This is a genomic window from Sphingobacterium sp. UBA6317, assembly GCF_002440385.1.
GTDB lineage: Bacteria > Bacteroidota > Bacteroidia > Sphingobacteriales > Sphingobacteriaceae > Sphingobacterium > Sphingobacterium multivorum.
In genome coordinates this window covers 44612-58336 of the sequence record NZ_DJTD01000045.1, presented here as the reverse complement: position 1 = coordinate 58336, position 13725 = coordinate 44612, and the positions used below count along the sequence as shown (strand labels likewise).

Genomic DNA, 13725 nt, shown 5'->3' with positions numbered 1-13725 from the left:
GAAACAATGATATAGTTGATTCGTATACACTATTTGAGACTATAACATTAACCAAACAATGGCTGTTTTCCAAAATAATTAGAAGTAAGGCTATTGATCATTGTTCTAGTTATTAATTCAAAGATAATTCAGTATGAATGAAATTAATATTCTTATATTTATGCCATGCTGCTGTAACCTATAATTTGAAAGATCAATGTCAATTACTAAAACACAGAAAGATTCATCGGCATCAGACACTTCCATTGGGTTTGATTATCAATTTTATTATTTCTTTTTTCTATTGCTCGATTTAAGGCATGGAGAAAAGATTGGGCTAGAAGAAAAGGACGATGTACATGTAGAATTAGCTAATGGTTCAATAATTTTGATACAAACAAAGCATTCGCTACAATTAAATGCTTCCGGGGACATAATTAATCTTACAGAAAGAGATAAGGACCTTTGGAAAACCCTTTTTAATTGGAGTAAAATTATAGAAGAACAAACTGACCCAATTGCTTACCTTAAACAGACGACTTTTTTAATTTCCACAAATAAAAATGGTACTAACAATCCTTTTATACTTGAACTATTAAAAGCACAAAATGGTGAAATTAAAACTAAAGAATTTAAGGAGTACTTAAAATCTCTTTCCACTAATACCTCTGATTTAGAAATCAGATCATTTATAGATCGATTCCGAGGGCTAAAAAGTCAAATATTTAATTCTTTTATTTCAAAAATCGGTTTTGAACTCAATCAGGACGACCTAATATCAAAAATAAAAAGACGTTTACTTGAAAAAATTCATATTAGCGAAAGAATTGAGGATGTTTACAGGAATTTACATTCTGAACTTCGTGATACCAACTATTTTAATGTTAAAAAAGGCGAAAAGAATGTGATAAGTTTTGAGGATTTCAATATAAAATTCGCAAAGTGTTTTAAAGTTGCCATTAGTACAAAACTGCCTATTAGAGAATTACCTTTCATCTTACCTGATAACCCAGAACACCAACACTTTATAAAGCAATTAATTGATATTGGAGATATATCAGAATCTGACAAAGATGAAATAATAGCTTATACAACTCAAATGTTACAACTATTAAATAACCTCAAAGATTGGGAAGAAAACGGAGACTTTCTTTCATCTGATAGAGAAAAACTGAATAAAGAAACCATTTTAATCCAAAAAAACTCTTTTAGAGCTACATATCGAACCATAAAAAAGAAAATTGAACAGGGTTTTACTATTTCAGATTTAGATGACGAAATCAAAACGTCTGCTTTATCTCTGTTAGACGAAATGCGAAAACAAATATTGCAATTTGATGAGACATTATTTTCTATGGAACTGAGTAATGGCCATTTCTATTTACTAACAGAAGAAAAGGGTATAGGTTGGCATATAGATTGGAAAAATCGCTACTAAAATGAAATTAATTTCCGCATCAATTATTAACAATGAGGCTCTAGCGACTGTTGCGTTAGGTTACTTTTTTAAAATTACTGGCTCTTTATCAGCTGCAAAAGCTATCCTTGTACTACCGTTCATTTTTCACCCGCCTACGGTGAGAAAGTTGAGAAACCAATCTCAAAAAAGAAGTTTAGAAGAATTTATTCTAAAAAATCCAGAATGTTTCTTCAGCTTTAATGCGAGGTTTATTGATCAACTTACTATTTCAATTAACGCTATTACAATTTTAGAAAAAATGAAAGTAATTACAATTCTAAGGGATGAGATAAGTTTCAACGACAATTCGAAGTTTCAACCTGAAAATTTTCAACGAAAGATCGGTAAAAGAGCCAGTAATCTATTAACTGCCATTGAGCAACTTTCAGAACTGATGAAGGGACAAAATGAAAATTCTTTGTATTTAAAATTGAAGATTGAATTATGAAATTTCACATTAACAAAATAGTACTTTGGTTTAAAAACAATGCTATCCCAAGGACAATTGATTTTCTACCAAATAAAGTCAACGTAATAACAGGAGGAAGTGGAACAGGCAAATCTAGTATTTTATCAATATTCGATTATTGTATGTTATCTACTAAAGCTAATATTGCTGATGAGGTAATTAATGAGAATATCGCTTGGTATGCTTTGGACTTTAAAATAAACGACAAAGACTTCTTAATCGCAAGAAAAGCACCAACATCGAATATTGGATCCGGGGATATTTATTTTTCGAGTGACGGTACTTATCCTGAAAAATTAGTTAAGAATAATGATATTAAACAAGTTAAGTCTGTTCTAGAAAAGGAATTCGGTATAGACGAAAATTTGAAAGTTCCTTTCGGTGGTAAACATATTTTAGCAGGATCAAAAATTTCATTTCGTTATTTTTTGTTGTTTAATACGCTTTCTGAAGACACTATAGCACATACTAAAGAGTTCTTTGATTATCATTTGTATGACAGAGATAAATATATCGAAGCGCTTGAAAGAATTTTCTACTTAGCAATTGGTGTTGATGATGTAAATAATGTATTGGCCAAAGAGAAAATTGATAGTTTAGAAAAGGATCTTAATAGAATTGAAAAAAGAAAAAAAACATTAGATAAAGAGGAGAAGCTCTTCGGGAAAAAAATAATTCAACTTGTTTCCCAAGCACAAGAATACGATCTAATTGAACGAAAACTTTTTACATTTGAGGAAGGACACGAAAGGTTGAAGCAGCTTATCAACCAGTATCGTACGGCGAACTACTCAAATAATATGCATCAGGTAGATGAGTTGAACAAGCGTAAGCGAACAATATTCAGACAAATACGAAATTTGGAACGTTTCAATCATGAGTATGATCAGTACAAAAAAAATCTTAACGAAGATTATGAAAGTATCAAACCTATTGAATATTTAAATGAAAACTTCAACGATCTAATCCCTACATTGGAAGTTAAAACTTTCTTGAATTCTTTAGAGTTAACAATGCAAACTATCAAGAATGAAATATCAAAGAAGAAACCAATTTCTATAAATGTAAAATCTGAAATCAACGCTTTAAGAAACAAATTATCTAACATAGAATCTGAACTCTCGCTTTTACCTACTTCTACTAAAGATTATACCGATGAGGCTCAAAAATTTATTTTTATAGGCGAACTCAAATCTCAGTTAGCATTTTATGAAAATAAATGGGAATTAGATTTGGAAACATCTGACGAGGAAAATATTAAAGAACAAATCAATGATTTACAAGCAAATATATCCAACACAAATGAGAAAAGGAGAATAATACTTTCTGATCTTGAGGAATTGATACAGAATTATTTTAATTCAGTTGGAGACTCCATGGGTGTATACAAAGAATATAAAGTTTATTTGGATGTTCATGAAAAAAGCCTAAAACTGAGAAAGGCTAAAGAAGTTTTAGCACAATCAAAAATTGGAAGTAAATCCAACTATATGTTTTTACATTTATTTCTGTTTTTAGGACTACATGAACATTTTATAAGTTTAAAGCATAGTTATGTTCCTCAGTTTTTAATTTTGGATCAACCAAGCCAACCTTATTACGAAGGGGCACGTGAGAATACCTTAGATATTGAAGAGATACAAAAGGACGATGATAAAAATAAATTACAGTCAGCATTTAAGTTATTGAATGATTTCATTAGCTCAATAAACAAGGAATATAATACGGACTTCCAAATCATACTTTTAGAACATGCGCCTGAGAGATATTGGAAAGAGATAAATCTAGAGAACTTTCATCTGGTCGAGTTGTTTAGAAATGGAAATGCTTTAATTCCAGAAAGAGGAATTGGAAAAGAAACTATTGACAAAAAAATTTCGGCAAAAAGTGACATGCCTAAAAGCTAAATGTAAAGCACATCACCAAATATTGAGCATTATGGAAACAGAGTTTGCGGCCCATTAATACCAAATTGTTGCGTTGACCACGGCGCTACTGCTTAAAATAACGTCCCAGCTTAATACCAGCCAAACAAATTATCGCGATGAAGATCAAATCACTCAAAGGATTGAGCAATGAACAGGAAAAGATATATCAAGGTCTATGCCAGATAGGTGAACTAATCGGCGCATTCTATCTTGATGGGGTGATGATAGCCCGGAAGGAATGTATGTTACAGACCAAGCTCAACCTGATCGCACATTGTGCCAGGGAAATTGATGGGGGGATCAGAGATGTGTTTGCTCCAGAGAAAATGAAGATAAAAAAGGAGGAGTCCATGGTGGGGAATGAGAATGGGCATTACGCATCTATCCTAGTAGCTCTGGGCTTTACCAATAATACCATCACCGATGAATGGATGGAGGTTGCTGGTCAGTTTCACAAACTAGCTCATCGCTATGGGGTCTGGTTGAAGACCAAAGATCACACCGAAATTTGGGAACTTTGGAAACGTTACGAAAAAATTCTTTATATACTGGCTGGCTCAGTTTATGCTTTTAGGGACCGTATCGATCATCTGTTGAGTATAGAAACGCCTACCAAAGAAATTCTCGGTGCGATGAGAAATCTATTTCGAGATGGACAGAATGAATTCCAGTTCTTTAATTCCCTTAACAAACCAGCTTGGCTCAGACCGATGTTCGAAAATGGTTTTTTTACAATTCTTTTAGATAAACTCCCCTCTGATGGTCAGGGGAGACGGGTACTGCAGGACTGGCTGCCGCTACGCTATCTGGTGGCAATCGCGCCTAAGACCGACAGACACGAATCATTGCTCATTTCGAGAAAAATTCTTGATCCATTGAGAGAACGAGTGCTCTCAGGAGATTTGTATTTTGATTCTCACAGCCTATCCAACTATTGTCTAACCATTGCTCATCTGCAAAACTATGTTTTAACAGGTGCCGATGTGGAGCTGTTAAACTATTGTCAGAATTATTTGCAGCAGCAATATCCAACGCACGAAAACGTACTGATGGAAGACATGCTGAACAGATATATTAGCGAAAAACAATATGATGGGCTGATGTTACTACTGGGATATGCTTTTGGTTTCAGTCATTATGAAGAGCAAATCGAAGGTTTTGAGGACCTGGGAATGACCTCACAGAAAAGAACTGAACCCAATCTTCAGAATACTCTGTATCAATATTGGACCGATGAGAAAATAAAAGAGATAATGACCATCACTGGAATTTCATTATCTCGTCGGCTGGTCGAAATTCTTGCTGCGCTCTATGAATATAGAGTCGACGAACTTAATTTGATACCTTCGGTGGAACCGTCATCACAGACTCCGATGTATGCATACGAGTGGGTAGGTGGCATTGTGAATTTTCTAAGGAGGACTTCGGAGACTTTAAGCTGGGAGGAATGTGAACCTTTGGTACGTGAGTTGATTACTTCTGAAAGGGAAATCTGCATACGTATAGCTATACACCTGATTCGGGTCAACCTTCCGACTTCGGGCGCTTACTTCTCTACCCTAATGGAAGGTTTTAGGCTTTACGGACATTTTCCGGTGCATGAACTTTATCTTTTGATCCATGATATTTCTCCAAAATTGAAGAAAAGGGAACTCGCTCAGTTGTTCAGTTGGTTGGAGAATATCGAATATTCCCATAATATTTATGGAGATAACGACACGACGCAGATTCGTGCCTTTCAGATTCGGAGGTATGCCAATGCATTCCAGCTATCCGATCCGGCATTAAAGGCGATGCTAGTTAGTTTTAGAGCCCCCTTTGATGATATAAACAAATGGGAATTGGATCACGCAGAATTCGACTTCTATTCAACTAGCACGAACGGTTTCGATCTGCCACTTCCTATTTCGGAGTTTGAGACGATGTCGGTAGAGGATCAGCTCAACTATTTGGAGAAGTTCCCTCCGGAAGAAGAAAAATTGGATACTAATGCTAGAGGTCTGGGGCTGGTATTGAACAATACCATTATCAACGATCCAGAGAAATATCACGCTCATCTATCCTCCCTATTTTCCCTAGACAACTTTTATCTCGCAGAAGTACTCGGGACTTATGCGCATGTTGCGAGAAACGGAAATCTTTATTACTGGAAGGAACTTTTGAAACTTATCGATGCAGATATACTAAGTTCACAGGATACCTCATTTCCTGGATCTAGAGACCGTGACCATCTGCTCTATAACGTTGCTGGCCTGCTGCTGGTGATCTCCGAACGGCCTTCCTTTATAGAATTGTCTCAAGAAGATGTTTCTTATTTGATTGAGTTAAACATCAGATTACTATCAACCAACCGTACATTGCCAACTACCCTGATGACCAAATGGGAATGGGAAAGCGCAAGGTTGAACTCAACGGCTGGAAAGGGATACGAGACCGTAAAAAATCTAAACAGTTTATGGAATACTTGGAAGGAAAACAATGGACTGCACCCTTTGTTCAAGGAATTTTTTGAAGGAAAGTTGAAGCGTACGGGGGTCCAAGAACAGGAATTCTCTCTAGCTTTGGGTCATTATTTCCCCTATTTGCTTGCTACAGATCCTGCTTGGTGCCAGCAAGAGAAAGAAAAAATCTTTTCATTAGGTGATCTTGTGCATTTGAGGTTGACTACCGCATCACTGCTTTGGGCTGGCGAAATGATATACGGTAATGTGATCAAGTTTTTGCGTGTCAATGAACTTAATCCTGTTTTCTTAGATCTTTACTCCAACGAGGGTGCGGAAATAGACCGGCTTTGCCGTTACGCACTAACCGACCTCTTCCATTTTAACCAGGATGCGATGGAACATCAGGATTCCCTGATCTATCTGTTATTTGCCCGGGCAAGTTCGGTACAGCTATCTGGTCTCATTCGTGCGGCCAATCAGATGAAATTGGTTCCGAAGCACGTGTTGATCAGGGTTTGGAAAAAAGTTCTAGAAATTGCTCTAGAGGATCCGGCAACCTTTAAAAAAACACTTTCACAGGTTGCCGAATTTGCACTTTTGGGATTGATAGGGAATGAACAACTTGAACTGTTGGAACTTAGCTTGGAATTTTTGGAATCAGGGCCGCTGTCTTATCGCTTGTGCGAAAAGATTGCAGAGAGCGATGCGGACCCCAAACACGCCGCGCAGGTACTTTTGGATATTTGGAAACGGACGCAAATGCAGGTGGCAAATAGCAAAGCTTTGACCGATTTTGTAGAACGGCTATACCAACAGCAGGAATGCAAGGAACTTGCCGACGAAATTGCAAACTATGTGGCCTCTAAGGGTGACGTCGGTCTAAAAGCTGTTTATGACAGAGTTCAAATCGATAGACTTCCAAAGAAAAAATAGCCGAGCCAAGTTGGAGAATACGGTCATCGAGACCATGTAATTCCGAGACGAAATGACTACTTTGAATAAACTATTAAAACTAATCAAAATGAATTGGGACTTATTAACGTAATATTCAAATTGCCAAAATTAGCGAGACTGTAACGTAAACTGTGTCAGAGGAATAATTCAATAAGATTATTTATATTCAATTATTCAAACGACACGGTCATGAAAGAAAAAGACCCATTCGACTTTGAGCGCTTCAAGGCAGAAGCCATGCAAGGTCTTTACGAAGGTAAAAGTTTGTCTCCCAATGATGGCGTCCTAGCGCCGTTAATGAAGCATCTGTTGGAATCAATGATGGATGGAGAACTGGAAAACCATTTGAACGAAGAGAAAGCTTCGGGCAATAGCAACCGTCGAAATGGCAAGACCAAAAAGACTGTCCGTGGCCTTAACACTGGAACATTTGAGCTGGAAACAGGCCGGGATAGATCGGGAACGTTCGAGCCTAAAGTAGTACCTAAGAGACAATTAATCATCACTGAACAGCTTGAGGGACACGTGTTGAGCATGTATGCCAAAGGAATGAGCACACGGGCGATAAGCGAGTTTATACGCGAAATGTATGTAATGGAGATCTCTGCCACAGAAATATCACGTATTACAGAAAGTGTGCTTCCAGCGGTAAATGAGTGGCGTAGCAGGCCTCTTGAAGCTGTTTATCCCTTTATATTCCTAGACTGTATGCACATCAAAGTTCGCCAGAATGGAACTGTTGAATCGAGGGCTATCTATAATATCCTAGGAGTTGGTATGGATGGTAGAAAAGATCTAATCGGTCTTTATAGCTCAGAAAATGAGGGAGCTAAGTTCTGGCTTTCAGTTCTTACAGATCTAAAGCAACGTGGCGTTGAAGACATCCTTATTGCTTGTATTGATGGTCTAAAAGGGTTTCCAGAGGCCATAGAAGCTATTTTTCCAAAAACAAAGATCCAGTTGTGTATTGTTCACCAGACCAGAACAAGTATGCGCTATGTCACTGAGAAAGATAAAAAGCTTGTTATGGAGGATTTAAAGCCAGTCTATAAAGCCGTGAACGAAGAAATAGGTTATGAGAACCTCTTGTCTTTCGAAGAAAAATGGGGCAAGAAATATCCTCTTGCTGCCAAATCCTGGATGGATAATTGGACCAATCTTTCTACTTTCTTTGAGTACGAGGATCAGGTTCGCAAGATTATATACACCACAAATCCGATCGAGGGAATGCACCGTCAGATACGAAAAGTCATTAAGTCTAAAGGAGCCTTCAGTTCCGAACAGGCACTAATGAAATTGATGTATCTGATCATAAAGGACATCTCTAAAAAGTGGACAATGCCAATGCATAACTGGGGCTTGACCATATCCCAACTTTATATTAGATTTGGGGATAGGCTCAAGCTCGAAAGAGGTTTTTAAGTTTTAACCCTATGACACAGTTGGTGTTACACTCCCAAATTAGCCGAGTCGAATGATGATTGTTTTCAGAATCTCCATTGTCCATGGTATCAAAATCTAAAATGTACCAACCGTAAAAGCTCCGCTGAAACATTACATCTTTTCCATTAGAATTTCACTAATACTATCAAGGAAATATTAAGGCTTTTATAACCTTAATTGATGAGTTTCAAGCAAATAAATTGCAAGGGTAGATGCAGATCCTACTGCAAGTTTAGCATGTCGGGGTTGTAAACCTTTAAATTTCCCACCTTTACCGTGTCCACTGCCATATTCATTTCTAATTTCTCCAATTCCCTGAACTACAGAGCACAAACTTCCAAGTATCTGTTTAATAGAAGTCGCTGCTTTTGATTCATTAGATATATCTTCTGGAGTTAATTTTAAGAGTTTTGTGGTTTCTTTCATTAATTTCGTTAAGTCCCAATTTTTATCATAAGATTGCGATCTTTCCTCAAAAATCGACTTACAACATGTTTCTATTAATTCTTTAGCTAAACCTATTGAAATATGAGGAGCATTTTCAATTGAACTTTCCATAAGTGTAATTTGTTGTGAAACATACTGTTCATTTAGAATCAATTTAAGCTCGTTTCCTTTTCTTTCGATTGTTTCTTTTCCCATTAGTTTTTGACGACCAATAAAAATTGGCTTTCCAGAAATTTTGGTCTTTTCAACAATTTCAAAATTGTCATCACTTAAATTGTCATTATATATTTGTAGCATTCTATTTACCTCTGTGCTATCTGCCCTTACGATAGGATGAATCATTTCGCAGAGAAAATTTAGGAAAATAGCATCGTCTCCTCGTAATAAATTAAATCGTTCATCATTGAAAATCCAATTGTCCGTCCAGTCATTAGGATTATTTACTCGATGTTGCCAAATATCCCCTTCTGCATTATCAAATCGGTGGTCATTTGATGGTATATTTTTGAGATCAAAGATTCTACTTAAGAATTCTATTTCATCAAGTCTTCCTGGCCACCATAAATTTTCAACTTGTAAAAAATCAAAAATATTCCTTCTTGTAATCTCAGATATTTGAGTTTCCATAAAACAAACTATAAATTTTAAATGAATATAAAATTTATAATCGAATTCCCGTCTTACAAAAGGTTATCATTTGATAAATCCAATTGCTTCTATTACGACCTACCTCTTTTAATTTGTTCATTTTGTGAATTCAAATTGGTTTGAGCAGTAATATTAGTTTTAGGTTGAGCATACTGACCTTTTTTTAATCCAGATTCCAAAAGGATTTTTTCAGGAATATTTGTATTTAAAATAACTTTATTGGTCCCTAGTTTTGGAATAATTTTATCCCTTATTAAATTCTTAATATGTTCAATCCCTTTAATATTATTTAGGAATTTTTCCATCGAGTGATTGAAAATATAATAAGAATACGAATCATTTGGAATACCATAGGCAATTCCATTTTCCGTTATTTTAGCAAGTTTCTTATTAAATTTTTCGAGGTCCTTTTTCTGTAAATGATCGTAAAGTAGCTCATCTATTTTCTCTTCTAAAGCCGTATTAATAAAATGATCATCAGGTTTCTTAAAAGATTTTGTGTGTTCTTCGGCCTGTTTTATAAGTTCTTTTCCTTTTGCATCTTTATGATAATAATCAGTTGAACCACCATGGCCTGCATTTTTGGCATAACCAGCATGTTTTCCGTTGATATATAAAGACGCTGTGAATGCTTCTGTTTCTTCGCTTAATGAAGGAGAATGTTTAATATTTTTAAGTTCAATATTCATAAAATATAATTTTAAAAGTGAATAAATCCATAAGTTAAAACGCAGATAATAGTCAGCCATCATGGGAACTAAATACTATAAAGCAGTAAATAATTTATGGAAATTCAGGAAGCCCTTAACTGGTTTATGGGTTCGAATGGAAAACCGTTTATTAGAAATCACCTCAAAGTAGTTTAGTGAAAACCTCTCAATCGGTAACTCAAGAGCTTGCCCATGAAATTCTATTTCAATAAAATTCCCGTTGATCGAAATTTTAGAATCAATACCATGCTTCAAAAGGGCAATCTTACAGTCAAAAATTCGTCCTAACAGACTATTTTCAGATATCAGATGAATTTTTGCATTAGGGAACTTACAAATAAGTTCCCTAAAAATCTTTCTATTTGGCAGATTACCTAATGAAGAGAAAGCAATGCCAGACCTTTTTTCAACATATTGTGGAAAAAAATGTGCAAAACACAAAGTATCTGTACAACTCGAGGCTATAAATAAATGAGTTATTGAAATCGGTAATTGATAGTAAGCTGTCCAAATACCTTGGGCAACTTCATCGACGAATCCTGACCTTTTCCAAATTTCCTTTTCCTTAGTATTACATCCATAACTAAACTCTAAACCGTTGTTGGATTCTACAAAAAATGGTTCAAAGAATCGGAATACTTTCTGATTCAGATTATCAACATTCACTAACGGGATGATGAGCGTCCATATCCCCTAGATTCCTGTTTTGGGATATGTTTATCAATTAATTGCTGGATGGTGACATTAGAATCGACTACATTTCCCTTTTGTTTCATATCAGCGACTGCCTGATTATACCCATTAGTATAACCTTTCGATTGAAATTTAGCAGCACGGTTTTTCAGGGCCTGAATTCCCCTATATACCAGATAAGAGATGCCAGCATCAAACAGGATCGAAAGTGCGAGTCTTTTATTGTCAGATTTTAATCCCTGAGGGTTAAGCGCTGTATGCTGAAATTTGGTACCATCAGATAATTCCACAATCTGACCATTTTTAAACTTTTCCTTTTGCTCTTCGGTAAGCGTCTCTGAATTTACCGTTAAAGGAACGTTTACCTTTTCAGGATCATAGGAAATAAACTCTTTGGTCTGTTCATCGTATTCGATGATTATTTTCCTGACCTTGCCTTTTTGTACTTCTTGTTCCTTTGAAATATTGTCAATCTCTCCATTTTGAAGTTTCTGGCTTTCGTTTTCATCGAGAAGCTCATGTGCTTTTGCCACCTTATATATTGGATGAACGTTCAGGCTCACACTTCCATCCTGATTCTTCTTTAGGGATAGTTTCGCATCGATTTCGGGAATAGAAAGCCCATCAAATTTAAGATCCTTAAAATTTTTCATTTCGGTCCTTCTACCCGTAAGAAGTGCATTGATATTGTCCCTGGAAAGAAGTATTCGTCCCTGAATATATAGTCCTAATTTTTCAAGTTCACCAAGGGGAAGTTCGTTGTCTTTAAATTGATTCATGCTATTATAGTATTAACGTTTTAAACCATAAGAAGCTTTTTGAACTTCTTCATTACTATTAGAAATTGCTAGAGATTTTATATCATTGCCGTTTTTGACATCCAGCAGGGATTGGTAGAGCCTGTCGTTTTTAGAGAGTACAAATTTCTTTCCGGTGTCCTCTACTTCCATCTGCAGCCTTCCTCTTTTCAGTTGACTGGTTACTTTATAAACAGACTCCTTGTACGGAATGATATCGCCAATAAAGAGCTTGGATTCATTTTTTTGCTGGCTTTTATTAGTGGTATGCTGGTTAAGTTCACGTTTACGCTCAAAATCCAGCAGATAAGAAAATATCTTTTCCGCATCCGTTGCCGCCGCATGGATTTCATAAGGATTATTTTTTAAAATTTCGATCCACCCTTTTACATAAGCAACATGCTGGCCCGGATCATGACCGATCTTGAACTCATCACCGATCAACATCGAGGCAATCTCGGCCCTTAATTCTTCCCGTGCATAGCCTTCACTCCCAAATCTGTTAAAAAGGGACCTGTTGAGCCTGTCCTGATGTCCAGTCCAATGTCCAAGCTCATGAAGGAGAGTAGCATAATAGCGGTCAGGAGAGGTAAACTGTTCTTTTAAGGGCATCGTTATACTATCAGAACGGAGACTATAATACGCCTCATCACCTTTTCTGTGATTGACCACCGCACCGGAAAGGATAACCAGATCTTCCGCACGGACTATTGGGTCCCAATCAGATTTCAATTGGGGCTTTAACTCTAATTTGGGAATTCCACTGACCTGTTCAGCGTTAAAGACCCAAGCCGCTGTGACAATGGCACGTTCCAAAGGTGTCCTTACTTTTATGCTTTTACCGTTTTCATCAAGGACTTTTTTCCCGTTTTCATCTAATTTTGGGATAAGATCGTGGGTTTTAACAAATTGAACCAGCGTACCCTTTTCACCCTTGTTTATTTGCCAGCCTTTGGAATCTGCTTGCTTGAAAGTCAGCCACCTGGGATCTTCCCTACTTGAATTCAGCAGTGAAAAGATATTGATTCCTTTATATCTATTTCCCGTAATTGCATTATAAGGTAGACTGAAATCGGTTGAAGCGGAATTCCAAGGTTTCTGCCAGGGAGCTGTTCCTTTTTCCAGTTTTTCGATGAGTGTAGCGGCAACCTGTTCGTGCAGTGATTTTACCTTATTGTTCATCCTCCTCTCCTTCCTCGTTATTTTCCTCGTCAAAAGGAGATTCGTCACCATAAGATATACCATATATCACTGCCTCTTCGGGCGTAAGCCCAATTTCTTCGCCTTCTTTCAGAATTCTAAGTTTCTCATTAAGGCTTTCAAAAGATTTATTCATTTTTTTTCTCGTTTAAAGGATTTAAGCTGAACTCATTGAGCTTTTTAAGAAAAAGAATGGGGTCAATAAATTGACCCCGGATTTTGACTGAGAGATGGAGATGCTCTCCGGTCGTCAGACCTGTTTTACCACTTATACCAAGAAGATGGCCGGGCGGTACACATTCGCCTTTTTGGACCAATAGTCGAGATAGGTGCCCGTAAATAACCTGGATATCATCACCTGATTCTATTACCAGAAATTTACCCAGCGTAGGACTTTCCCTGGCATTCACCACATATCCTGAAATTATATTAAAGATGGGTGAACCTCTGGCCGCAAGATCTACACCGTTATGATGAATAGGTTTTAATTTTATAGGATGTACCCTAAAACCGTAAGGAGACGTGACCCTCATTTTTTCAAGCGGGAGACTAAA

12 protein-coding genes are annotated in these 13725 nt (G+C 36.6%); 5 read left to right on the top strand and 7 right to left on the bottom strand.

Annotated elements, in window-relative coordinates; genetic code table 11:
• The first annotated feature begins 196 nt into the window (after nt 1-196).
• The 5 genes from B3E92_RS14845 to B3E92_RS14825 all read left to right on the top strand — a co-directional run bounded on the left by B3E92_RS14845 (nt 197) and on the right by B3E92_RS14825 (nt 8655).
• Entirely contained in the window at nt 197-1417 is a 1221-nt protein-coding gene (locus tag B3E92_RS14845) for a hypothetical protein (protein ID WP_286897453.1), read from the top strand.
• Nucleotide 1418: 1 nt separating this feature from the next.
• Nucleotides 1419-1886 carry a three component ABC system middle component gene (locus B3E92_RS14840; protein ID WP_286897451.1) on the top strand — a complete coding sequence of 156 codons (468 nt, stop codon included), beginning with the start codon at nt 1419-1421 and terminating at the stop codon, nt 1884-1886.
• Nucleotides 1883-3814: a DUF3732 domain-containing protein gene (locus tag B3E92_RS14835; RefSeq protein WP_286897450.1), complete on the top strand. Its 1932-nt coding sequence runs from the start codon at nt 1883-1885 to the stop codon at nt 3812-3814. Before B3E92_RS14840 ends, B3E92_RS14835 begins: the two co-directional genes overlap by 4 nt.
• Nucleotides 3815-3951: 137 nt before the next feature.
• On the top strand, nt 3952-7212 hold the full coding sequence (locus B3E92_RS14830; RefSeq protein ID WP_286897448.1) for a hypothetical protein: 3261 nt from the start codon (nt 3952-3954) through the stop codon (nt 7210-7212).
• 210 nt (nt 7213-7422) lie between these two features.
• A complete protein-coding gene (locus B3E92_RS14825; protein WP_286897446.1) occupies nt 7423-8655 on the top strand; it encodes an IS256 family transposase in 1233 nt (410 codons plus the stop codon).
• A gap of 186 nt (nt 8656-8841) precedes the next feature.
• Here B3E92_RS14825 and B3E92_RS14820 read toward each other — a convergent pair whose 3' ends face one another.
• From B3E92_RS14820 to B3E92_RS14790, 7 genes are all read right to left on the bottom strand, one after another.
• Nucleotides 8842-9750 carry an abortive infection family protein gene (locus B3E92_RS14820; RefSeq protein WP_286897443.1) on the bottom strand — a complete coding sequence of 303 codons (909 nt, stop codon included), beginning with the start codon at nt 9748-9750 and terminating at the stop codon, nt 8842-8844.
• A gap of 92 nt (nt 9751-9842) precedes the next feature.
• Entirely contained in the window at nt 9843-10460 is a 618-nt protein-coding gene (locus B3E92_RS14815; RefSeq protein ID WP_286897441.1) for a hypothetical protein, read from the bottom strand.
• A gap of 75 nt (nt 10461-10535) precedes the next feature.
• Nucleotides 10536-11147, bottom strand: a complete 612-nt coding sequence (locus tag B3E92_RS14810) for a hypothetical protein (protein WP_286897440.1) — start codon at nt 11145-11147, stop codon at nt 10536-10538.
• Nucleotides 11147-11953 (bottom strand): DUF4099 domain-containing protein, encoded by an 807-nt coding sequence (locus B3E92_RS14805; RefSeq protein WP_286897437.1) that lies wholly within the window; start codon nt 11951-11953, stop codon nt 11147-11149. Before B3E92_RS14805 ends, B3E92_RS14810 begins: the two co-directional genes overlap by 1 nt.
• Before the next feature lie 12 nt (nt 11954-11965).
• Entirely contained in the window at nt 11966-13153 is a 1188-nt protein-coding gene (locus B3E92_RS14800; protein ID WP_286897435.1) for an ArdC family protein, read from the bottom strand.
• Complete coding sequence (locus B3E92_RS14795; RefSeq protein WP_286897434.1) at nt 13143-13307, bottom strand: hypothetical protein; 165 nt, start codon at nt 13305-13307, stop codon at nt 13143-13145. The genes B3E92_RS14800 and B3E92_RS14795 overlap by 11 nt, the downstream gene beginning before the upstream one ends.
• Nucleotides 13300-13704, bottom strand: a complete 405-nt coding sequence (locus tag B3E92_RS14790; RefSeq protein WP_286897433.1) for a M23 family metallopeptidase — start codon at nt 13702-13704, stop codon at nt 13300-13302. Before B3E92_RS14790 ends, B3E92_RS14795 begins: the two co-directional genes overlap by 8 nt.
• Between the last annotated feature and the right edge of the window lie 21 nt (nt 13705-13725).